The sequence below is a fragment of the Verrucomicrobiia bacterium genome, assembly GCA_035629175.1.
In the GTDB taxonomy this organism is placed as follows: domain Bacteria; phylum Verrucomicrobiota; class Verrucomicrobiia; order Limisphaerales; family DASXHY01; genus DASXHY01.
The window spans coordinates 1-24095 of sequence record DASPIL010000005.1; the positions used below are offsets into that span (position 1 = coordinate 1).

The 24095-nt window shown below is 59.2% G+C and carries 16 protein-coding genes; 2 read left to right on the forward strand and 14 right to left on the reverse strand.

From position 1 onward, the window contains the following. Nucleotides 1-125: 125 nt before the first annotated feature. Nucleotides 126-2162 (reverse strand): UvrD-helicase domain-containing protein, encoded by a 2037-nt coding sequence (locus VEH04_00785; GenBank protein ID HYG21286.1) that lies wholly within the window; start codon nucleotides 2160-2162, stop codon nucleotides 126-128. 1274 nt (nucleotides 2163-3436) lie between these two features. Continuing rightward, nucleotides 3437-4489, reverse strand: a complete 1053-nt coding sequence (locus VEH04_00790) for an NF038122 family metalloprotease (GenBank protein ID HYG21287.1) — start codon at nucleotides 4487-4489, stop codon at nucleotides 3437-3439. A gap of 300 nt (nucleotides 4490-4789) precedes the next feature. Here VEH04_00790 and VEH04_00795 point away from each other — a divergent pair, with 300 nt between their 5' ends. Further along, entirely contained in the window at nucleotides 4790-5713 is a 924-nt protein-coding gene (locus tag VEH04_00795; protein HYG21288.1) for a shikimate dehydrogenase, read from the forward strand. Further along, complete coding sequence (locus VEH04_00800) at nucleotides 5703-6812, forward strand: prepilin peptidase (GenBank protein ID HYG21289.1); 1110 nt, start codon at nucleotides 5703-5705, stop codon at nucleotides 6810-6812. The genes VEH04_00795 and VEH04_00800 overlap by 11 nt, the downstream gene beginning before the upstream one ends. A 10-nt stretch (nucleotides 6813-6822) precedes the next feature. Here the strand turns inward: VEH04_00800 and VEH04_00805 are convergent, their stop codons facing one another. The 12 genes from VEH04_00805 to VEH04_00860 all read right to left on the reverse strand — a co-directional run bounded on the left by VEH04_00805 (nucleotide 6823) and on the right by VEH04_00860 (nucleotide 24009). Further along, nucleotides 6823-7260: a hypothetical protein gene (locus VEH04_00805; protein ID HYG21290.1), complete on the reverse strand. Its 438-nt coding sequence runs from the start codon at nucleotides 7258-7260 to the stop codon at nucleotides 6823-6825. 51 nt (nucleotides 7261-7311) lie between these two features. Further along, nucleotides 7312-7677, reverse strand: coding sequence for a cupin domain-containing protein (locus VEH04_00810; GenBank protein ID HYG21291.1), 366 nt, complete (start codon nucleotides 7675-7677; stop codon nucleotides 7312-7314). A gap of 388 nt (nucleotides 7678-8065) precedes the next feature. Continuing rightward, nucleotides 8066-8959: a DMT family transporter gene (locus VEH04_00815; protein ID HYG21292.1), complete on the reverse strand. Its 894-nt coding sequence runs from the start codon at nucleotides 8957-8959 to the stop codon at nucleotides 8066-8068. A gap of 219 nt (nucleotides 8960-9178) precedes the next feature. Continuing rightward, on the reverse strand, nucleotides 9179-9961 hold the full coding sequence (locus VEH04_00820; GenBank protein HYG21293.1) for a PhzF family phenazine biosynthesis protein: 783 nt from the start codon (nucleotides 9959-9961) through the stop codon (nucleotides 9179-9181). Continuing rightward, on the reverse strand, nucleotides 9958-10902 hold the full coding sequence (locus tag VEH04_00825; GenBank protein ID HYG21294.1) for a 50S ribosomal protein L11 methyltransferase: 945 nt from the start codon (nucleotides 10900-10902) through the stop codon (nucleotides 9958-9960). Before VEH04_00825 ends, VEH04_00820 begins: the two co-directional genes overlap by 4 nt. Next, on the reverse strand, nucleotides 10899-11648 hold the full coding sequence (gene rph, locus VEH04_00830) for a ribonuclease PH (GenBank protein ID HYG21295.1): 750 nt from the start codon (nucleotides 11646-11648) through the stop codon (nucleotides 10899-10901). Before rph ends, VEH04_00825 begins: the two co-directional genes overlap by 4 nt. A 517-nt stretch (nucleotides 11649-12165) precedes the next feature. Beyond that, on the reverse strand, nucleotides 12166-13083 hold the full coding sequence (locus tag VEH04_00835) for a transglutaminase family protein (protein HYG21296.1): 918 nt from the start codon (nucleotides 13081-13083) through the stop codon (nucleotides 12166-12168). Next, nucleotides 13080-15581, reverse strand: a complete 2502-nt coding sequence (locus VEH04_00840) for a circularly permuted type 2 ATP-grasp protein (protein HYG21297.1) — start codon at nucleotides 15579-15581, stop codon at nucleotides 13080-13082. The genes VEH04_00835 and VEH04_00840 overlap by 4 nt, the downstream gene beginning before the upstream one ends. A gap of 129 nt (nucleotides 15582-15710) precedes the next feature. After that, a complete protein-coding gene (locus VEH04_00845) occupies nucleotides 15711-19088 on the reverse strand; it encodes a transglutaminase family protein (GenBank protein ID HYG21298.1) in 3378 nt (1125 codons plus the stop codon). Nucleotides 19089-19181: 93 nt separating this feature from the next. Beyond that, nucleotides 19182-20192 carry an alpha-E domain-containing protein gene (locus VEH04_00850; protein ID HYG21299.1) on the reverse strand — a complete coding sequence of 337 codons (1011 nt, stop codon included), beginning with the start codon at nucleotides 20190-20192 and terminating at the stop codon, nucleotides 19182-19184. Nucleotides 20193-20203: 11 nt separating this feature from the next. Further along, a complete protein-coding gene (locus tag VEH04_00855; GenBank protein ID HYG21300.1) occupies nucleotides 20204-21694 on the reverse strand; it encodes a circularly permuted type 2 ATP-grasp protein in 1491 nt (496 codons plus the stop codon). A 224-nt stretch (nucleotides 21695-21918) separates the two neighbouring features. Continuing rightward, the gene (locus VEH04_00860) at nucleotides 21919-24009 is read right to left on the reverse strand and encodes a fibronectin type III domain-containing protein (GenBank protein HYG21301.1); all 2091 of its coding nucleotides are present in this window, start codon (nucleotides 24007-24009) and stop codon (nucleotides 21919-21921) included. Nucleotides 24010-24095: the final 86 nt, after the last annotated feature.

Below are 24095 nucleotides of genomic sequence, written 5' to 3' on the forward strand. Positions count from 1 at the left end.
AGCCAACTCCGGACAGGAACCACTAAACGGAAAGCCGGATGCGGGAAATCCGCCCGTCCGGTTTGGAGGGAGGGGCGAGGTTAATCCCTCGCTCCTACCCCTATCGCTACGCGCTAGCCAGGGGCTCACCCCAGCGCGTCCCGGATGGCGGCGAACATGCTCTTGCCGGAATCTGTGGCAACCGGTTGCTTCGCCTTTTCGTCGGCGTGCTCCACAAGTTCCGCGGGAAGTTCCTTGAGAAATGGGGAAGGGTGACAGGGCAGCGCCTGTCCATATTTTTTGCGGCTCGCACAATGGCTGATGTTCAGCGACAACATCGCGCGCGTGATTGCCACGTAAAATAATCTGCGCTCTTCGTCCAGGGTTCCTTCCACCTTCGACCTTGAATGCGGCAGCAGGCCATCCTCGAGGCCAACAATGTACACGTGCGGATATTCCAGCCCTTTGCAGCTGTGCATCGTGATCAACGTGACAGCGTCCCCGGCCGATTCCTTCTCATCCTCGCGATCGTTGTCCAGCGTGATTTCCTCGAGGAAGGTTTGCAGCCGATCGTAGGGTGCGTCGCCCGCGGCGGTGTCGTGCAACGTCGCCACCAGTTCCTTGATGTTGCGGATGCGATTGTCGGCCGCCTCAGGATTCTTTTCCGCGCGCCGCAATTCATTGAAGTATTCAATCTCGTCGAGAAAGCGATCCGCCCACGCGCCAAGATCGAGGCCGACGAGGGCGGGTGCAGGCGTGATGACTTCGGCCCTCACTCGCTCGATGAATTCAAGAAACGACTCAATGCTCTCCCGTGTTTTTGCAACAAACGTTGACGTCACGAGCGGGTTTTTCATCGCGGCGTAAACGGAACAGCTGCGTTCATGGCTGGCAGCAAGCAGGCGTTCCATGGTGACGTCGCTCAATCCGCGCGCGGGGGTGTTCGCGATGCGCAGCAGGCTGATGTCGTCGTTCGGGTTCAGGAACATCTTGAGATACGCGAGGAAATCCCGGATTTCGCGGCGATCAAAAAAGCTTTGGCCGCCGATCAGATGATAACGCACGGACCCCTTGCGCAGTGCTGTTTCGAGCGGACGCGACTGCTGGTTGGTGCGAAAGAGTATTGCCTGAGCGCCCCACGGGATGCGTTTCACCATGCGGGCATACTCAATCTGTTCCACGATCTCGCGCGCCTCGTCTTCGTCGGTTGGGAAACAACTCAACACGATCTTGGCGCCGTCGCCTTTCTCGGACCACAGCTGTTTGCCGCGACGGAGAAGGTTGTTGCGAATCACTGTGTTCGCCGCGCTGAGGATCGTGTTGGTGGAACGATAATTCTGCTCGAGCTTGATGACCTTCACCTCGGGGAAATGTTTTTCCATGTCGAGAAGGTTGGAAATTTCCGCGCCGCGCCAGCCGTAAATGCTTTGGTCGTCGTCCCCCACGACGCACAGATTGCGATGCTCCTGCGTGAGAAACTGAACCAGCTTGAACTGCGCGGCGTTTGTGTCCTGGTATTCATCGACCATGACGTAGCGATACCTTTCGCGGCAGGCCTGCAGCGCGTCGGGATGTTCTTCGAACAATTTGAGCGTCAGCAGAATCAGGTCATCGAAATCGACGGCGTTGCAGGCGTGCAAGGCGGATTCGTAACGCTTCTGGATGTGCTGCGCCATCGCGCGCAGGCTCGGATCGGCAAATGCGGCGGAACTGGCGCCTCCGTTTTTGAATCGGCTGAGCAGGCCAAGGATCGCGGAGGGATCGGTCTTCTCGCCCTTCGCGGAAATCTGCGCGAGGATTTTTTTGATTGCGCCCAGCTGCTCGGTCTCGTCGTAGATGACGAAGTTGCGCTTGTAGCCAAGCTTTTCGATGTGCTGGCGAAGGATGCGGACGCAGAGCGAATGAAACGTGCAAAGGGTGGGACGATTTTCCTTCGCGTCCTCCTTGACCCTGGGTTTCGGGACAAGCTTTCGAACGCGTTCCTGCATTTCACGCGCCGCCTTGTTGGTGAAGGTGACGGCGAGAATGTTGCCCGGTTGAATCCCGCGATCGATCATGTGAGCGATGCGGAAGGTGATCACGCGCGTCTTTCCGGTGCCTGCGCCTGCGAGGATCAGGACGGGGCCGCGCACCGTTTCAACGGCGATGCGCTGCTGGGGATTGAGCGACGAGAGATTCAACATCGGCTGGAGATTATCGGCCGGGAAAATTCATTCGCAAGGTGATTGCCGGTGAATGCGAATTTTGATTGACGAAGAACCGAAAACTTTGTGAGAGCAGGAAACATCGCCGGATCCAGCGGCCAACAGATTTCCTGCTCCGGCAACTTGTTCACCATCCCGATCTCACGCTTCTTTTGAACAGTGAACAACTTTTTCGTGCGCACGAGAAATCGCAAATTGCTTTGGAAAACACGACATTTGGAATCGCGGCGTGATTGCTGCCGGTGAATAACCCTGTGGATATCGTTTCATTGAAGGATCGATGGTTCCGGCTATGATGTTCGCAGTTCATTGAAAGAACTGAACTGTGCGGCGGCGAATAAAATCGTTCCCACATGGTTCAAGGATAATCCCAGGTGACTGGGGAAAGGCCGGGCCAGGCTGGTTGGCTGGGCCCCTCTTAATTCGGATGAAACATTCTGGAAGCGGAGGCAGGATTCACCAGTTCCTCTGACTGCGTTCGCGCGCGGTCAGTAACGCGAAAAGGAACTTGGCGGCCAGGAACGATTAGAAGCCGTTCCGAACCGAGTCAAGTAGCCCGGGCTGGTTTCGGGTCCGGGTGAATCGCAGTTACCCAGAGGGTAAACGGTTGCTACTGTGCATCAGCACGGACGCCCGACTCTGGCGGTTCCGCTTTGCGGGATCCGCCAAACGAAAGACGCCGAAAGGCGGGACAAAGTGAGCAGGCGAACCGGGAAGGACACGCGGTCTAGGCAGGATGCGTGAAAAACTTCCGAACTCAGCGATGCTAAAAACGGCACCGCTGAACTGTGAATGAAAAGCAACCTGAGAGTGAAGAGGCGAGACCCGTGGCATCGGGCGAACGTTCCGCCAAAAGCGGGAGCTGACCTGGTGCTAAGTGGTCAAGACGCGGATGCAAATTCACTGCCGTGTCTTGTCCTGGTTTGCAGGCTGGTGGCGCAACCATCAGCCCAAGCGAGCTGAAAAGCCTCACTCAAAATCCAGTGATCGCAAGACGCTGGACGGCCCTGCTACGAGGCCGAAGACTCCGCTTGCCGTGGAGAATAGCGTCGGGAAGCCGGCAGCCCGCCTTGGCGTGGCGCCTAATGTTGGCACGGGAAAGAGAGTGTGGCGAACTCCCATCCCCCGATTTGTCCCCGTTGGACCGCAAGGTCCGGCGGGGACTTTTTCGTTTTCCTATGCGATGCGTGTTGGCAATTGCCGACGCACGGGAGGCTATGACGCTGAAGCACGCTGAAGCGTGCGCGCCATCCCTACCTCCGACGCATGCGCAACAACGAGAACGTAAGAGCCAGCGCGCAGAACCCCCCAATTCCAGGTTCGGGAACAATCGTGTAACCCATCACATCGAGCATTCGGCGATCGACATCGGACAGCACGAGGCGTTCACCAAAATCTGCCGTGGGATCGAGCAGGCCGATGCCCAGATTATCGCGCCAATGGCTGGCCTGGTTTCCATCGCCGTAGAACGTTCCGTTCGAGAACAGCGCAAGTTCCGTCGCGCCGCCGTCCGCGGAAAAAAACTTGTCACGCCCGTCCGCAGTGTAATCGCTCACTCCTGCGCCGAGGGACAGGCTTAGCTCGGAGTAACGAAACAGATCGATCAGGTTGGAACTGAAATCGCCCGCCGGATAAACGCCGGCGAAGTAGTCGATGTCATCGACTCCGCTCGAGAACCCGAGGGCGTGGCCGATTTCATGCGCGGCAACGCCAATGAAATCCATCGCGCTTCCGCTGACGGGACCAAAGGGTTCGAAGTGGAAGCTGAAATCCGAGCTGAAACGAATCACCGCGTCGATCGAACTGTCCTCGGGATGGAGACCGAGAACCTTTGCATTGGCGGTCGTGAGTCCGATGCGATCCATGGAATCCAGGTAAGGCGTGACACTTCCGGAACCGTGGGGACTGTCACTCGTGAGATTGATCAGGCGGGAGAAGCTGCTGCCCGATTGCAGGCTGGCGTAGGATGAAAAATCGTCGGCGGATGTGCGGCGCGATTGCAGCGCTTGAAGCGTTGCGGAATAGCTCGCCTCGATGAACGAACTGCTGGTTTCGCCGATCACCCCGGCGCCGAGAGACATGTATCCGATCTGGATATTGAATGTGACGTTGTTGCCGATGACTGACGACCACATTGCCGCCGCGGTATTGAATCCGTCGATTGCGAACTGCGGAGTGCCGGGCTCTGCAATCATGTTGAACGTGGCGTTGGCGTGCGCGGCGGGAATTGACAATGTGACGGTTGCCAGCAGGGCGATCTTTTGCACGGTGGCAACTGTTCGCCTGGATGAGCCAAAATTGATCATGCGCTATAAGGCACCGGGCGAACCGTTCAGATTGCCGGGTGCCGCTTGTCATCGTCAAAGCGAGCGCCCGCTTAACTGAAAGGTATGCTGCGGGGTGGAGGGATTTACCACGGGAACTGTGGTTTCGCCAGTGGACTTTGCAGGAGCGCGGCGTTTTCGCCGCTCGGGCGGTGGGACTGAGCGGCGCGTGGGCAAGTTCCGCACGTCGCGGGAGTGTGACGTTGAAGCAGGCTGAAGCCTGCGGTCCGATGGCCGACTTTCGACTTTGATCCCGGTGCGGTGCCGACTATAAACCACCGAGTGTTCGCCGAGCCTTTGAAGCCGATTTCCGCCAGCACGCGTTATTGCGCAGTGCTCGGGCGGCCTATTCGTCATTCGGCTTCGCCCGCAATGCAGAACGCCGGCATCGAGCAACTGGGACTCAACTGGCGATATCTTGCATTCGACGTCAAACCCGAAAACCTGCAAGCAGCCGTGCGCGGCGCGGCCGCGTTGCAGTGCATCGGGCTGAATTTGACGGTTCCCCATAAATTGCTAGCGATGGAAATGATGGACCTGCACGACGCCTCCGCAAGGGAGTGGGGAGCCGTGAATACCGTGCGGTTCGAAGGACGGCTCGGAAATGGCGAGTGGCTGCCGTTGCGAATGTTTGAAGAGCGTCCGCCCGATCAGGTGCGCTCCCACGGATTCAATACCGATGCCGACGCCATCGAGCGTTCATTGCGGGAAGACCTGGGTGTGGAATTGACTGGATCACGGGTTGTGCTGCTGGGCGCAGGTGGGGCCGGCAGGGTGGCAGCGCTAAAGCTGGCGGCCGAGGGCGCGCGCGAACTATTCCTCGTGAATCGAACCCGATCCAAAGCCGAAGCCATCGCGGAAGAGATCGCGAATCGCTTTCCACACACAGCGGCGCAAGTTGGGTATCCGCGTGGTGATGTCGACTTGTTGTTGAATGCCACATCACTTGGTCTCGCGGCAGCGGACCCGATTCCCGTCGAAGGCGCGGAGTTTTCATTGAAGCAGGCGCGCTGTGTCTACGATATGGTGTATCGGCCGGCTGAGACTCAACTGCTGCAGGCAGCACGCCAGGCGGGTTGTGCCACGGCGAACGGACTGGGCATGCTGCTTTACCAGGGCGCAAGGGCGCTGGAGATCTGGAGCGGACAGCCGGCGCCCGTTGAAGTCATGCGAAGCGCGTTGCAAAAACATATATATGGGAGTTGATCCGATCTTTGATCCGGCCAACTGGCGCAGCGTGCCTTTTCACTTCTGGTCGCTTGTCTTCTTTGTATTGGGTTGCATGGTGGGCAGCTTTCTAAACGTCGTCATTCATCGCCTTCCGCTCGGTCAAAGCGTCGTTTCGCCGCCATCACATTGCCCGCACTGCAAGTATTCCATCCCGTGGTATTTGAACGTGCCACTCATCACGTGGCTTTACCTGCAGGGAAAGTGCCGGAACTGCAAGGCGCCCATTTCTGCCAGGTATTTTCTTGTCGAATTGCTGACGGGCATTGCGTTCCTCGGCTGCTGGCTGGCGTACGGCAAAACGTCGGCAGCGATTGCGCTGGTCTATTCGCTTCTTATCGCAGGGTTCATTGCCGCGACGTTCATTGATTTCGAACACTTCATCATTCCTGATGAGATCACGATAGGCGGAACGTTCGCCGGCTTGATCTGTTCGCTCGTGGTTCCGGGATTGCATGGGCGTGCGACGGTTTCAGGGAACATGATCCAGAGCGTGCTGGGAGTTGCGGTCGGCGCTGGCGTGATCTACGCGATCCTGCGCATTGGCAAGCTCTTGTTCGGACGGCAGAAACTGGAGTTGCCGATCGACGCTAGAATCATCTTCACGGAAACGTCAGTTCACCTTCCTGACCGTGAGATTCCGTTTGAGGAATTGTTTTATCGAAAGTCCGATGTCGTCGTTCTCCACGCGCGCACGCTGGAGCTGCCGGATCGTTGCTACAAGGATGCGGTGGTGCGGCTTTCTCCCGAGCGGTTGCTGATCAATGACGAGAAGCTGAACCCGGAGGAGGTCGCGCACATGGAGGCGGTGAGCCAGGAAATCGTGCTGCCGCGCGAGGCGATGGGATTTGGGGACGTCAAGTTCATGGCCGCCATCGGGGCGTTCCTCGGGTGGCAGGCGACGCTCTTTTCGCTGATGATCAGCTCCATGATCGGGAGCGTCGTTGGGGTGGCATTGATCGCTGCAGGCAAGCGGGAATGGTCCTCGCGCCTTCCCTATGGACCTTACATTGCCGCGGCGGCGGTAATCTGGATCTTCGGCGGGGATCGGCTGCTGGCGTTGTTCGCAAATCGATGATCCCAGAACGTCATCGATCGCGCACCGAATCGCCAACTTGAACCTCGCCCGCGGTGATATCCGCCACCGTGCTGTCTTCGCGCTGCGGGCCGGTCACGAGCAGTTCGCCGACTTTCATTCCTCCGCGATACACATGGAGACGCTGGCTTTGCTCTGCCATCTGCCCGACGGGAAACGTGATCACCGCGAACTTCAGGTTGGAATTGGCGGAGCTGACGCGGCCGTTCAGGCCTTGCGCGAGGGTAACGATCGGTGCGTTCGTCGCCGGCTGCGGCGCTGCAGCGCGATCCGAGCCAGCTGCCGGGTTTGTGCTGACATCCGCATGGCGGGCAGACGTGCCTGCGGCAGGCGCCCCTGAATAGCTGGGTTCCGGACGCGAGCCGCGGAAGAAGCATCCATTGAGAACCATCGTTGAGATCACAGCTGCCACTAAAACCAAAATTCGCATAATCGAAGGAGTTAAGGCGCGGCCCTTGGCGACGTCAATTGCTTTTCCAGATCAAGCTTCGGTGATGACGGTGTCGTCGTGCTCGTAACCCGGGGCACAGCAGCAGAGGAGCTTCAGCAGGCCTGCGCCAGTGTTCCAAAGTTTGTGACGCGCGCCTGGCGGGATTGCAATCGCGTCGCCTGCCTGCACCTCGCGCGTTTCGGCATCGATGCGGATCCGGCCCATGCCTTCCGTGATGAAATAAATTTCCTCCGCTTTGGGATGATAATGTTCCTGCGTGCTGCCGCCGGCGGGCAGCCGTGCTTCGGCGAGGCTTTGGTTGCGGATCGATGAATTGCGGTGCGCGAGCAGTTCGCGGATCTCGGATCCATCCTTCGTGATGAACGCGGGAACGGCGGTGAGGTTTTTGATGTCCATGGAGTTACGTTACACAATAAGGAGGGTAACCACGAAATACATAGAGCTGCCGAGCCGCAACGAAAACGGAAGGGGGAAAACGGCGTTTACGCGAATTACACGAATTTTCGCGAATTGAAGAAGGGAATTTTGACCACGGATGGAGGCGGATTGGGAAAGAGCATCGTCTGCTTTTTTCTGCTGCCTCTGCGTGCTCCTGTTGAACGTCTTCTCGCTATGCTGCGCCGGATTTCGTGTGGTTCGGGTCTTTCGTGGTTTCCAAGTCTTTTCGCACGCCTCGAGGAAAGCCCTCCAACACGGAGGGATGTGAACCCGGCGCAAACATGTTGCCGAAAAAACAAGAAATTGTCAGATAGCAGTCCGAAACACACGAAAATGCCCAGATCTCCTACTCGATTGGAGGGACGTTGGCGGGTGGGATCTTGCGTTGCCAATTCGTCTGGCCGAGGACAACTCCTGTCACGATCAGAACCATTGCGATCCAGAACGTTCGGCTGAGCGGTTCCCGGAGTGTGTAGTGCGCCCATAAGCCTGTGCTGAGCGGAATGACATTGTTGAACAGGAGGACCTGGCTGGTCGGCCAATAGCGCAGCGCGTTGTTCCAAAGTCCGAACGAAACGACGCCGCCCGCGATGATGCAATACAGTTGGATGGCTGCCACGTCGTTGCGCCACGTGATCCCCTCGCGCACAACTTCGATCAACGCAAATGGCAGCAACAGCACGCCTGCGCGCCACATGGTATGCGCGCTCACTTCAACGCCCGACAAAACGCCGCCAAGCGCGCGGCATTGGCGTCCGTAATTCGTCCAAAGAACGCTGACCGCAAGGCCAAGGGCCTCACCGATCCAATTGCTGCCCGTCCCGTGCAGGGCTGGCCAGAACAGCACGAGGACACCTGCCAGCGCGAGAACAGCGGCCGCGTATCTTTGGAGCGTCCGCCAGCTGCGTTCGGGGGTGCCTTCCCATAGTAATGCCCACACGGGCGCGGCGCCGAGATACAAGGCAACGTGGGATGCGGAAGTGAAGCGGAGTGCCCAGTTGAAGCAGACGATGTAAACCGCCAGGCTCAATGCTCCGCGAATCCAGAGCTGGCGATTCAGTTCTCGGGTGAGGTGGCGGGGTTCACCGAACCAGCGCGTCCAGCGCAATAGGGCGAGGAGGATCAGCCCGGCGCAGGCGAATCGAGTGGAGCCCGTCCACACAGGAGGCCAGACGCCCACGATGAACCGCGTTCCCGCGTTGTTTCCTCCCCAGAGAAACACAGCGAAAACAATGCTCAACGCGATCAACAGGTCACGCCGGTTTTGAAACACGCGGGGAGTAAGGGCACGCAGGCAAGTGGATGCAATCGCAAAATCATCAGGATTCGTTCCGGGGCGCGGCGTTCACGCCGCTTGAGCGCGGGGACTGAGGGGCGTGTTGGCAAGTTCAACACGTTGCGCGTGTGGGACGTTGAAGCAGGCTGAGGCCTGCGTTCCGGAGCGCGGCAACCCAGCTCTTCAAGTCAGCTCAATAAATCCGGCATGGTAGGTCACCGCATGCCCTCCTATGCCAACGCGACCCCCGTGGAGTTCGCAAAAGAGTTCGCCGCCACGTCTTGAAAGCTGTCGCGCATGCATACGCGAACGGCCCAGGCGCTCCGCCCAATAGGGAATCAGCGTGCAGTGTGCCGATCCCGTCACGGGATCCTCCGGCACTCCAATGCTTGGAGCGAAAAACCGTGAGACGAAATCGCAGTGGTCGCCTGGTGCAGTGACGATGACGCCGAGACAGTCGAGCCGCGACACGGCATTCAAATCAGGCTGAAGTTCCCGAACTGCCTTCTCCGAATCCAGCACGGCGAGGTAATCGCGAGCTTTTCCAGTATGAACAGGAGTGCGGCCGAGCGCCTGGATGAGATCAGTGGGGGGCGCGCATCCGGTCGCAGGACGGGATGGAAAATCAAGCGTGAGGAGATCACTCGCGCGAGTCACCTTGAGTTTGCCCGAACGGGTTTCAAACGTGATTGTGTCCGGCTGATACCCAAGGTGTTGAAACAGCACGTGCGCCGAAGCGAGGGTTGCGTGTCCGCAGAGATCAATCTCGGTTGTCGGCGAAAACCAACGGAGGTCGAACTGTGACTGCCGTTGAATCACGAATGCCGTTTCAGCGAGATTGTTTTCGTTCGCGATGTTTTGCAGGACGTCATCACTGGCCCAATCAGCCAGCAGGCAAACGCCAGCGGGATTTCCCGAAAAGCGTTTATTTGTGAAGGCGTCGACGTGGTAGTACGGAATCTTCATGCATCCTGTCTCGTCCTCTGGAACATTCCCGAGCGCCATTCCTTCTCCTTCCTGCTCGTTGAGAGTTTGAATCCGCGCGACGCAAACGCAGTAGCGACAGATTCAAATTCGGCGTCGAGGATCCCAGCAACAATCAATGTCCCATTGGCGCCCAGCCTGGAAACAATGCGATCGGCCTCTGCAACGAGCAGGGTGGAAATCAAATTCGCGCAGACCACATCGAACGTCTCGGGCGCGCGCCGCGGAAGACGCGTGAGGTCCGCCTGAAAAACTTGAATTCGTCGGGCCACGCCGTTCACGCGAGCGTTTTCCCTGGCGATGCGAACAGACTCGGGATCGAAATCAAACGCGTGCACCCGCGCATACCCGAGCTTCGCACCCGCAATTGCGAGCACGCCCGAACCTGTTCCGATGTCGAGCAGCGCCATGGGTTTGTGATGGCCGCGGATTGCCCTTACCAGTTGCTGGAGACAAAAACTCGTGGTGGGATGCTGTCCTGTGCCGAAACTCAGGCCGGGATCCAGCACAACCACCGCCTGCCCTGCTTTGGGTCTGATTCGAATCCAGCTCGGCTTCAGCAGGAGCGCTTTGCCAATTTCAATGGCGCGAAAATGCCGCTTCCACGATTCCGCCCAATCTTCGCGGCGCAGCAGGCGAATGGCGATCCGTCCAGGTTCGATGCGCAATCCGCATTCAGAGATTCGCCTGAGTCCTGCAGCGAGGTCGCGCCGCAGTTGCGTGCGATCAGGTGTTCCAGAGAGATACGCTGTGACGCTTGTCTGCTGCGTCTCAACATCGGTATAGGACGATGGCATTTCGCCCGTGATGTCCTCGAGTATCGCAGAAACAGCGTCGTCCGCCTCGGGTTGCGTGACGATGGCGACCGTCCAGAGCGGTGGCTGCCTCTTTCCTTGAGACTTTTTTTTCGGCCGCGTGTTCATGCCACCGCGGTGGCCTGGGCATCGAGAAGCTGTCGAATGCCCGCGCGGCCGAGTTGCAACAACTGGCCGAGTTGGCTTTCGCTGAAGGTGGATTCCTCGCCCGTTCCCTGAAGCTCAATGAATTCGCCAGCGGCATTCATGACCAGATTCATATCGACGCCTGCGGCGACGTCTTCGGTATAGCAAAGGTCGATCATTGCTGTGCCACCAACAATCCCGACGCTCACGGCAGCGACAGCGTGGAGCAGGGGATTCGTCAGCAATCGCCGCTCGTCCAACAATCGTCGAATGGCCAGCGACAGCGCGACGTAAGCGCCAGTGATGGCGGCGGTGCGCGTTCCTCCGTCGGCCTGAAGGACATCGCAATCCACCCAGATGGTGCGCGAGCCGAGCTTTTCGAGATCGATTGCGGCCCGCAGTGCCCGGCCGATCAGGCGCTGTATTTCCTGCGAGCGTCCGTCGATCTTTCCCTTGCTGCTGTCGCGCGCCTTTCTCGTGTGCGTGGAGTAGGGGAGCATCGAGTATTCCGCGGTGATCCATCCGCCCGTGACGCCTTGTTCCTTCATCCAGCGCGGCACGGTTTCCTCAACCGTGACGCCACAAATCACCCGCGTGTTGCCCCACTCAACCAAGGTTGAACCCGTGGCGTTGGGAGCGATGCCATTGACGAAGCGGATCGGGCGCAATTGGTCGGCGCTGCGTCCATCGCTGCGGATTTGCGCTGTCGGTGAAATGGATTCGGGCATGCCGCGATGCTAGGAAAGGTGCAGAAGACCAGCAACGTGGAAGTTCTGCCGCTTCCGCAAAGGGTGTGATTAACAGTGGGTGGTCGAACGGGTTAGGGACTGAGACGCGTTGGCAAGTTCGACGACCCTCGCATAAGCAGCAGGCTCTTTTCTTCATCTCTGCTACCTCTGCGGCCTCCTGTTAAACGCCTTTGCCGAGGTGACCAAGAGAACGAAACGAAGCTGCCCCATGCGAAGCCACAAACAGCGCGAAGAGAAGACGTTCAACAGGAGCACGCAGAGGCAGCAGAGAAAAGCAGTGAATTCTCTTTCCCAATCCGCGTCCATTCGTGGTTAAAATTCCTTTGTTCAATTCGCGGAGTTTCGTGTAATTCGCGCAAACCCCGTTTAAAACATTTCTTCACCGCAGAGACGCAGAGACGCGTTGGCGGTTGCATGACACCCACATAAATAGCAGGGGTCGTTTCTTCTCTGACTCTGCGATGCCTCGGCGCCGCACCATGGAAAGGCTGTAACGTCACTGTTGTTGTTGTTGCTGTTGTTCCGTGTCAGGTGCAAGAGGCACCACATCGACGGCCACACTCAATTGGTGCTGTCCGCCCCCGACCATCACACCGCGGATCGGGCTGACATCATTAAAGTCGCGACCCCACGCCACTGTGATGTGACGTTCGGAAGGGACAACGTTGTTGGTGGGATCGAAATCAATCCAACCGATCGAAGGGATGAACACCTGCACCCAGGCGTGCGATGCGTCGGAGCCTGTGAGCTTTTCCTCCCCCGGCGGCGGCAGCGTTTCGAGATATCCGCTGACATAACGGGCCGCAAGGTTGAGTGAACGGAGGCATCCGATTTGAATTTGCGCAAAATCCTGGCACACACCGCGGCGCGTGCGGATGACCTCCTTGAGCGGCGTGGCGACAGTGGTGGCGCGTGCATCAAATTGAAACTCCTGATGAATCCGGCGCGTAAGGTCGAGCACTGCTTCGAACAGGGGCCGGCCCGGGGGAAAGCTCGCGGCGGCATAGTCGGCGAGTTCCGCGTCGCGCGGAATCAACGTTGACGCAAATGTGAACTCCTGGATTTCAGGTGCAATTCGAACGCTCTGCGACGAGTCGTTGCGCGCCTGTTCCCACGGTGGGCTGGCATCGGGCAGGGGAACGTCGCGGGCGCGAATTTGCACGCGGCTGCGCGCGGTGATGTCGAGGGTTTGATGCGGCGTGGAAAGCGTAAAGAACGTTGCGCGGTTGCCAAAGTAATCTGTGTGATGAGCAATGACGGATGGCGCAGGAGACACGTTCACCTCCTGTTCGAGGCGCTCCTGGCATTCGAGATTCCGAGGCGTCAGCCGCGCGATGTGATGCGACACGGAGACCGTGCTGCTGTAGCTGTAACGGGTGCGATGGACGATTTCGTAAAGCACAGCGCCTTTCAACTCACCTGCGTTGCCGCGTGACTGAAGTACTGCTGGTTGATGGCATCGGAGAGGCCACGGAGTTCGGAGGCGATGCGCGCGAGCAGCGGACTGACAGCGGGACCGCGTCCCGAGAGCTCGTGTTGCGCGAGAGCCTGCCACGCTGCGTCGCGCAGCATTGTGCGCAGCGCTTCAATGTTTCCCGTTTCGGTTGCGCCTGCCAGCTCGTTTTCCCGGGGAAGGTTCGCCGCATGGTTGCACAGGGAATCTATTTGGAAGCACAGCGAACGCGGATTGCCTTGATCCCCGAGAAGCAGGTCGAGGGTGGTGGGCCATTGCGGTTGCGAGAAATAGAAGCGCCGATAGGTGATCGTGCTGTCAGCGATTTCGAGGACCGATTCAAGTGCGCTGCGGCCGAGAAGCTCGAGCGCTATTCCCCCTTGAACGAGGCTGGTGATGTTGGAAGCCCGTTCCAGGCGGCGTCCGATTTCCAGGAAACGCCATCCGTGCCCGCGCGTCATGTTCTCCATTTCCATTCCGGAAAACGCAGCAAGGTCGACGACGAGCGTGTTCAGGAGCGCGAGTGCCTCAGAGACGGGAATGCGTCCCGGTCTCGGACGGCCGTCCACCTGAAGTTTATTGATGATGCGCCACGTGTCGGATGAGAACCGGTCGCGCAGTGCGAACGCGATATGGTTGAGCCGTCCCAGCACTTCGCGGAGCGATCCGAGGCGCTGGGTTTGGTATATCAGCGCATAGGCTTCGCGTTCAACGGCAGCGAGCGTGTAGCGTTCGCGAAACCGTTGCGGAAACAAATCAAGCTCAACCAGCAGATGGATGAGCGCGCCGAGCTCGGGAGTATCGTCGGTGCCCGATTCGCCTGAGAGGCGCGCGAGCAGGCAACGCAGAAGCCGCACTGTATCCTCGAGCCGCTCGGTGTAACGGCCAAGCCAGAAAAGGTTTTCCGCGATGCGGCTGGGAAGTTCGGCGGCGCTGCGCTCGACCGGGACCATTTGGGGGTTGGGCAGCAGCAGCGTCATCTGGCTGACGGGTTCATCGGATATCACCCACGCATCCTTGCTTCCGCCGCCGCTCTGCATTGAAACCGTCAAACGTTCTGGCGCGGTGGAGAATCGCGCGAGCCCGCCGGGCATCGCAACGAATCCATCGCGCGCGGCGCAGATGTAAGTCCTGAGAACGATTGGCCGCGGCTCCATGGTGTCGCGTTCCAGCACAGGTGCCGTGCTGAGGGAGATTTGTTCCTGCGCTAGAAAATCGTGCGGTGCGGCATCGATTTCACGAATCAGCTCGGCGCGGGCGGTGTCGTCCAGCGAACCTCCAAAGACGGGTTCGCGGCCGCCGCCAAAGGCAGGTTTCACGACCAGTTCCGGCAAGTGATCACGCACGTATTGCTGTTCCTTTTCCTGGCCGCACCACCAGGTCGCCACCGACGGCAACTTCAATTCTTCGCCGAGCAAGCGTTGCGCAAGCGTCGGCAGAAATGCGGCCAGCGCAGGCGTTTCAACGGCGCCGCTCCCGAGCGAGTTTGCAACGCTGACGTTCCCCGCGCGAATCGCCTCGATCAATCCAGGAACGCCGAGCATCGAGTCGGGACGCAGTTCCAGCGGATCGCAAAAGGTGTCGTCGGCCCGCCGCAGGATCACATCGACTGGCTGGAGTCCTTCGAGCGTCTTCAGGAAAACGCGCCGATCACGCACTGTGAGATCTGCTCCCTCGACCAGGGGGAACCCGAGATAGCGCGCCAGGTACACGTGTTCGAAATATGTCTCATTGTAGGGCCCGGGCGTGAGCACGACGATGTGCGGTTGTCCGTGCGGTCGCGATGCGATTGACTGCAGCGTGTCGCGCATCAACTGGAAGAAGGCGGCGAGGCGTTCGACGCGGCATTCTCGAAATTCGTCGGGCAGGATTCGCGACAACACAATGCGGTTCTCGAGCGCATAGCCCGCACCCGAAGGTGCCTGGGTGCGATCGGACAGCGCCCACCAGCGGCCGTCAGCGGAGCGCGCGAGGTCGACCGCGTGCAGGAACAAAAAAATATTTCGCGGCAGAGAGATTCCGTGGCAGGGTCGCAAGTAACCCGGATTTGCGTAGAGAAGTGCCGACGGCAACACGCCCTCGCGAATCAATGCTTGCGGGCCGTAGAAGTCGGCCAGCACGAGGTTTAGCAGGCGCGTTCGCTGGATCAATCCCGCCTCGAGCGCCTGCCATTCCGCTGGCGGGATCACGAGGGGCATCAGGTCAAGTGACCACGGACGTCCAAGGCCCTGGTTGTCGCCGTAAACATTATAAGTGACGCCGCTCTCACGCAGAATGCGGCGGGCGGTGTCGCGGCGGCTGATGCGATCCTGCGGGCTGAGGCGGTCGAACGATTCAATCAGCTTGTGCCAGTGAGGACGCGGGACGCCGCCGGACATCATCTCGTCGTACACGTCTCCAACGGATCTATATCCTTGCAGGACGGAAGTGGCGCTGTGTCCGGGGTCAGCCAAAGTCATGGGTTCTCAGAAGTTGGCAGCAGATTGGGGCGGAAGCAATCCACGCCGTAGCGCAGACCTCCGGGTCGGCTGTATAGCAGGAAACCTGTGTTACGCGAATTGGGGCTGCCGGCATTCGGTTGTCGCGGATCACACCGTGCGGAGGTCCAGCGTGAAAGGGTGTTCGGGATTTTGCTGAACCGGCTTCACATGGATCCGGCCGGGCGTGTGACCTTGACGGAAGAATCGCGAGAGACGCCGGCTTTCAGCTTCGTAGCTGTTCACCGGGAAGGTGTCGTAACTGCGACCGCCGGGATGAGTCACGTGATAGGTGCATCCGCCCAGCGAGCGCTCGTTCCAGGTGTCCACCAGGTCAAAGCGCAGGGGCGCATGCACGCCAATGGTCGGCTGCAGGCAATGCGGCGGCTGCCAGGCGCGGTATCGAACGCCCGCTACGGCTTCGCCGTTTGTTCCCGTGGGATGCAGCGGGACACGATGTCCATTGCACGTGATGGCAAATCGGTCATTGATCAGCCCGCTGGCCTTCACCTGCAGCCGCTCGAGTGAGCTGTCGACATATCGCACGGTTCCACCGCTGCCCGATTCTTCGCCGAGCACATGCCAGGGTTCCAGAGCGGTGCGGAGTTCAATTCGAATGTCGCGCTGATCAAGATCGCCGATGCGCGGGAAGCGAAATTCGAAATGCGGCGCGAACCATTCGAATTCAAATGGGAAGCCTGCCTCGCGGAGATCCGAAATGACGTCGCGAAAATCCGTTTGGCAGAAATGGGGAAGGAGCCAGCGGTCGTGAATGTCCGATCCCCAGCGGACAAGTTTGTTGGTGTAGGGCTGTTTCCAGAATCGTGCGATCAACCCCCGCAGCAGAAGTTGCTGGGCGAGGCTCATCTGCGGATGCGGCGGCATTTCAAACGCGCGCAATTCCACAAGACCCAGCCTCCCGCCGCTGCTGTCGGGAGAAAACAACTTGTCGATGCTGAATTCGGCCCGATGCGTGTTGCCGCTGGAATCGATGAGGAGATTGCGAAACAACCGGTCGGCAAGCCAGGGAGGACACCATTCGCCGGCGTCGGGCAATTCGCGAAAGGCGATCTCCAGTTCATGCAGGGAATCATTGCGGGCCTCATCCACACGGGGTGCCTGCGACGTGGGACCGATGAACAGGCCGCTGAACAACCAGCTGAGTGACGGATGATTCTGCCAGTAGGAGAGCAGGGAGCGGAGCAGGTCGGGCCGTCGCAGGATGGGCGAGTCCTGCGGTGTTGGGCCGCCGATGACGAGATGGTTTCCGCCACCCGTTCCAGTGTGACGTCCGTCGAGCATGAACTTCTCCGTCCCGAGCCGCGTCTGTCGCGCCTCGTCATACAGCACCGAAGTGCGTTCCACGAGCTGGGGCCATGATGAAGAGGGATGCAGATTGACCTCGATGACGCCGGGATCGGGCGTGACGGCAAGCTTCTGGAGGCGCGGATCGCGAGGCAGAGGCTCGCCTTCGATGATGACTGGGTAACCGATCTCCGAAACAGCTGTCTCAATCGCAGAGACAAGCTCAAGAAAATCGTCTGCGCTCGAAACGGGCGGAAGGAACACGTGCAGCCTGCCATTGCGTGGTTCAACACAGAGGGCCGTGCGCACAACCCATGGAGCGGACTCGCCTTGCGATGGCGCTCGAAGATTTTCGCGTGGGGACAACGCTTGCGACCGCTGCCCCGTTACCATCCCCGTCGCTGCGGGCAAGGGTGCGCCCTTGAGGAACGGTTGGTGCAATCGCGTTTTTGGCTGCGGATATGTGGACGCCAACTCTCGCAACGAAGGTGCCGAAGGATCGACAGGGCAGACATGCGGGAACTCCGCGTCAGCAACCCATGGCATCGAATCCAGCGGCAGGCGCAAACCCATGGGAGAATCGCCCGGAATGAGCCAGAGGGTTTCGTTGTCTCGGAGGAACCACGAGCCCGAACGCCACCCTGCCGCTTCGTCAGCCGCGCTGCGGCGGATCGGCAGCGCATAACCTGTGACCGAGCCAAGGCCTTGTTGGAAGATGCGAGCGATGCGATCCCGTTCGGTCTTGTCCTTGAGGCGCGAATTGCCAGGAGTGACGTTGCTGGGAAGGCGTCGTTCCTTCCACGTGTAATAGAAAACATCTTCATACGCGGGCAGGACGAATTGCGAATCAATGCCGAGCACCGTGGCGATGTGTGCAATAAGTTCGCGGGCTTCTGCCGCGCCATGCCCGTAATCGTGGGATTCATCCGCGATGAGCAGATCATCGTTCCAGATTGGGACGCCATCCGTCCGCCAGTATGCAGCGAGTGCCCAGCGAGGAAGCGGTTCGCCGGGATACCACTTTCCTTGTCCGTAGTGCAGGAGCGCGCCGGGAGCAAAGCGGTCCCGTAGACGCCGGATCAATTCGCCTGACATGATTCTCTTGCGGTCCGAAACGGCGGTGAAATTCCATTCGGCACCGTCAGGATCATCGATCGAAACAAAGGTTGGCTCGCCGCCCATCGTCAGCCGCACGTCGTGGCGATTCAGCTCTGCATCGATCTGGTGTCCCAATGCATCGATGCTCTTCCATTGTTCTGCCGTATAGGGCCGCGTGACCCGCGGGGATTCGTGGATGCGCGTAACACGCATTTCAAAATCGAACTCAGCCTTGCACTCCTCGACGTCGCCCGTGATTGGCGCGGCCCCTGTGGGATCGGGAGCGCAGGCGAGGGGAATGTGGCCTTCGCCGGCGAGCAGACCCGAAGTGGGATCGAGCCCAATCCAGCCAGCGCCTGGCAGGTAAACCTCGCACCACGCATGCAGGTCCGTGAAATCGGATTCGGCGCCGCAGGGGCCTTCAAGCGGTGTGACGTCGGGCTTCAACTGAATGAGGTAGCCGCTGACAAAGCGTGCCGCCACGCCGCAATGCCGCAGCAGCTGGCAAATCAGCCAGGCGGAATCGCGGCATGACCCGCTTCGGCGGGTCAGGGTCTCTCCAGGTGTTTGAACCCCCGGCTCCATGCGGATCGTGTAGGTCACGTCCTTCCACACGCGCTGATTCATTGCGACGAGGAAGTCGATCGTGCGAACGGTTTCCGACTTCAAAAGGATTTCGGCGCGGAGATCGTCCGCATATTTGGAAAACCCAGGCGTGGTGTCGCATCGGCGCAAAAACGGCTCGAGCTCGTGGTCCAGAGCCGCGGGATACTCAAAGGGAAATGATTCGACAGCAGGTTCGAGGAAGAAATCGAACGGATTGTAAACGGCCATTTCGACAACGAGTTCGACTTCCACGCTGAGCTCGCGCGTCTTCTCCGGAAACACAATCCGTGCGAGGTAATTCGACTGAAGATCCTGCTGCCAGTTAATGAAATGCTTCGGCGCCCCGACGTTCAGCGAATAGCTGAGGATTCGCGTGCGCGCGTGTGGCGCGGGGCGGAGGCGGACCACCTGTGGCCCGAGCATGACGGCGCGGTCGTAGCGGTAGCGGGTTTTATGATGAAGTGCAACGTGAATGGCCATGTGGTAATCCCTGGGAACTGGAATTGGATGCAAACGCCGGCTGTGCGGAAATGCTGCATCCGCGCGAGTCGTCAGGAGAATGAAATGCGCAGCTCACGATTGCGATTGGGTCTGGGTCATCGGGGCGGCGGGCGGCGTTTGCCTGTGGCGGGGCTCACGGGTTTTGAGCGCAAAGAACACCTCGTAAATGCCGTGCCCCAACTGATTCAGGCGGGTTTGCAGTTCGTCGAGATATTCGTGAAGCCCGTAGGAAATGATTTCGTCCACGCTGGCAAAACTGAGGTCCGAGCAGAGTTGCCCCATCAATTTCTCTGGCGCGAATTGGAAGGTTCCGACAGGTGTCCCGGAGATCGAGTGCAGCGAATCCCGCGCGGCGAGCAGGCAGAACTGGATCGCGCGTGGAAATTCCCGATCCAGCATCAGGAACTCAACGACGCCACGCGGCGAGATGCGTCCGTGGCGCTTGCGGTACATCTCGAATGCGGAAGCCGAGCGGAGCACCGCGGCCCATTGCGTGTCGTCGATCGGCGTTCCCACATCCTCAACCGAGCTGAGCAGAATGTAATATTTCACGTCAAGGATGCGCGACGTCTTATCCGCCCGTTCCAGCATGCGTCCAAGCCTGGAGAAGTGCCACGCCTCGCTATGGCTCATCGTTGAGTCCGTGATGCCCGTGAACGTATGGCTCGCGAGCTTCACCTCGTTGAGCAGCGCCTGCGGTGCATCGAGGCTTCGAAATTCCGGCGCGGGGGCGTTCAACAGAAGGTAGAACTTGTTCAGGTGCAGCCACATCTCTGACGAAATAATTTCGCGCACGGTGCGGGCGTTCTCGCGCGCCGAACGAACGCAGGAATAAATGGAATTGGGATTTTGAGGATCGCTGATGAGGAAACGCAGCACGTTTTCCTGCGTTGCGAGGCCGTAGCGCTCGGTGAAATCCTCACGGTCGCCGCTTGTGTTCACCAGCGGGTCCCACTGTTTGTCCTGGATGAATGGCGCGTCCAGGGTGAGTTGGAAGTTCACCTCGATGAAGCGGGCGACGTTCTCAGCCCGTTCCACGTAGCGGCTCATCCAGTAAACCGAATCGGCAACACGACTTAACATACAACGCGATTTCAGGCAGATGCGAAGGCGCGGGCGGCAGGGTCGATTCGATCCCGCTCAATCTCTTCGGAATCGGCGAGGACCCAGGTGTCCTTGCTTCCGCCGCCTTGCGAAGAATTCACGACGAGCGATCCCTTGCGGAGCGCAACGCGCGTGAGGCCGCCTGGCAAAACAAAGGTTTCCTTGCCGCACAGGATGTAAGGGCGCAAATCCACGTGCCGTCCCTCGCAATGATCGCCAACGAGCGTGGGGACGCGCGAAAGCGAGAGCGTGGGTTGCGCGATGTAATTGCGCGGATTTGCGCTGATCCTGTCGGCGAAGTCGGCGCGCTCCTGCTTGCTGGCATGAGGGCCGACCAGCATGCCGTAGCCGCCTGACTCGTTTGCGGCCTTCACGACGAGCTTATCGAGGTTCGCCAGCACATGTTTCAAATCCTTTTCTTCTGAACAGATGAAGGTCGGAACGTTCGGGATGATGATGTCTTCGCCGAGGTAATACTTCACCATCTTGGGAACGTAGGCGTAGACCACCTTGTCGTCGGCCACGCCCGTTCCGGGGGCGTTTGCCAAAGCGACGTTGCCTGCGCGATACGCTTCCATCAATCCGCGCACGCCAAGCATCGAGTCAGGCCGGAAACAATCCGGATCAAGGAAATCGTCGTCAAGGCGGCGGTAGATCACATCGACCCGTTCAAACCCTTTCGTTGTCCGCATCAGCACGACGCTGTCGTCTACGATCAGGTCGCGTCCTTCCACAAGTTCAACGCCCATCTGCTGCGCGAGGAATGAATGCTCGAAGTAGGCGGAATTGTGAATGCCCGGCGTGAGGAGAACGACGCGCGGTTGTGTGACGTGGTCGGGTGAAAGAAACTCGAGCATGTCGCGGAGCTTCAGCGGGTAATTCGCCACGGGCCGAATGCGCGTGGTCGCGAACACCGACGGAAAAAGGCTCTTCATCACCTGGCGATTTTCCAGGACGTAGGAAACGCCCGACGGACAGCGCAGGTTGTCTTCAAGCACGTAAACCTGCCCATCGCTGTGCCTCACGAGGTCGGTGCCCGTCACGTGGCACCAGATGCCCCGCGGCGGATTGAAACCCATGCACTGCTTTCGAAATGAGCGGGCGGAACGAACCACCTCGCCGGGGATGATCCCGTCGCGAATGATTTTCTGGTCGTGATAGATGTCGTCGATGAAACGATTCAGAGCCTGGATGCGCTGCTTCAGGCCTCTTTCGATCCAGCTCCATTCCGCGGCCGAAACGATCCGCGGCAGGATGTCGAACGGGAAGATCTTTTCCACGCCCGCCTGTTCGCCATAAACATTGAACGTGATCCCCATCTGCAGCAATGATTGTTCGGCAGCCTTTTGACAGTTCAGGATTTTGTCGTCGGGAAGTTTCTTCAGGGCGTCGAGCAATCGCCGGCCGCACGAACGTGGCAGGCTCGGCGATGCAAACATTTCATCGTAAAAATCGCCGACCTCGTAATTGTCAAAACGCATATTTGATCCGTGCAACACGGCGCATTGCCGCGCAGACGATCCTTAAGCACGGACGAAGCCAGCCTCGACGCTGAACGCTGCTTCGCCAATGGCTGAACGGGTTTTGTTCAAAAGAGGCCTGTTTGCAGCGCGAAACCAATGGTGAACCGTGGAAAGATGGCGCGACGGCGTGGTCTTATTTATCCCGGGTGGCAAATTGTGAACCGAAGCAGTGCCCCTGCGCCTCACGGAACAACACGAACCCGCAAGAACAACGCGTCGTTGAGGGCCGTGGAGGTCCAGGAAGTGATCGTGCCCGCAGACGGAATGTCGCCGCTCACGTCCGTCCATGGATCGACGCCCGGGCGCGGGCAGCTCACAATCCGATAGGTTTTGCCTGGGACACTGCTCCACGCGACTGTGATTGTTCCGGTTTGTTCGTGATGCGACTGCACGATCCGCAAAACGGAGGTTGCGTCGTTCGGATTTGTCCCCGCAATCGTCTCGTCCGCGTCTGCCATTCCGTCGCCATCTGAATCGTTGGCTGTGGGAGGCGTCGACGTCAGGGTCGCAAATATTCCCTGGCTGAGGTTCAGGTACGTTCCGCTGCCGGAGATCTGCGTCTTCACAGCGCGTACCATGTAGGTCCCGGTTGTCGTTGTGGGATGAATGTATTGGGCTGTGGTTATAGGGGATGCAGTCACGCGCTCGAACGGACCCGCGGCGGTGCTGGCGCGGTAGACATGATATCCTTCGACGGCGTTTGGGGATGGGGTCCAGGAGAGTTGCGCGCCGCCTGGCACCGACGTCACGTTCAGGGCGCTGCCAGGCGCGACCGCATGCAGGCGCAACGTGGGATCGCCCATCAGTGCGACGTGCACCATTCCGGCGGACTGGTTCACGTCATTCCAGTAAAGATTTCCCATCCCGTTCGTGGGATTGTTTTGTGTCAATCGAGCCGCGTATCCGATCGTTTCACCCAGAGCCATGTGATGAGCGAACCAGTGCGGCGCGCCAGCGTACACGCATGCCAGTCCGTAGTCGGGCGTTGCGAGCACAGCGCGCATGATGTTGTCCTCGGTATCCCAATCGCCCATGTGGCTGCCGAAAAGCATCGTGAAAACCGTTTTCACGTTCATCTCGATGAAGTCGGTGGTGCGTCCGCCGTTGAAATTTGCGGTGCCTCCGAGATACGCGATGCTCTGCGAATCAGCGCCGCCATTCGCATACGACCAAAGATAGCTGTCCGTGGTGAGAATGGGCAGAAACTCGTTCTGCTGCGCGATGCGGATCTGCGAGGCGCCGAAGAATGGAGCGAAGTTGCGCCAGCCACTGACGGCAAATGCCGCGCCTTCGCGGGCGCCTGCGCCATCGTAGACGAGGCCGCGAGGTTCCGCTGTGTAAAGTGCATGCCGAAAACGATGATTCTTGTTCAGGTAATTGCGCAGGAGTTCGACTTCGGATGGGAACGTCGGCGGTCCCATCCACTCTTTTCGACCCGGCATGTTTGCGAGATCCACGCGGCCGATTTGCAGTTCAACAGGCGACGGGAGAAAGCTTTGGTCGAACTTGCCGTCGCCTGGAATGTTCCAGCGGCGTTCTGGTTGGGCGAACGTGGTGTTCACTGTTGAATCCGTCCACGTGCCGTCCATGTCGGCGTAGTAAAGATCCGCGGGCCATGCGCCCTGGATCTCGAAGTGATCATCGGGCGCCATGTCTCCGGAATAAGGGACTGGGACATGGCCGAGCAGCAACAGCGCTTTGACGTTGGCAGGGTCTGCATCATGCGCGGATTTGATCAGGGCCTTCACAGCAGGCGGAGTCGCATTGCGTGAGACGTCGTGCCGCAACACCTGCCAGCCGTCGCCCACGAGGTCCCGTTCCAGGCGCGCGATCTCGGAAGCGAGTGGCGCCGCCATGGTGTCATCCACGATGAGGACGATCTTGCCGCGCTGTTCCGTGATGGGGGCATTGATTCCGGCGAAGATGTAGCCATATCCGTTGTAGGCCGAAGTGATCTTGCGGATTTGGTATTCATACGCGCCGCCGAGTTGCACGTCAGAGTCGATGTAGGTGAGTGTTGAGCCGGCAAGTGTCACGCCCGTTCCCCAGGTCAAATCGTTTTTGGATTTGCGGTGAACCGTGTAGCTGGAAGGCACCTCGTTTTGGTCCTGGGGCCAGGAAAGAGTGATGCGGGGAGGGGATGTTTCAACTGTGGCACTGGCTTGCACTGCGAATTCCCACGTGCGATCCCCTGCGGACGTGTCGGATGCGAGAAGGGTTGCAACGCTCACAAGGAGCGAACGTGCGGCATGCCGGAAAATTCTGGAAAGCATCGCCAGAATGTCCCTGCAGCGGGACGTGGGGCAATGGGGTGTTTCGACTCGCGCCTCCAGAGTTCCCCTCCCTCTCTTCCATTCGG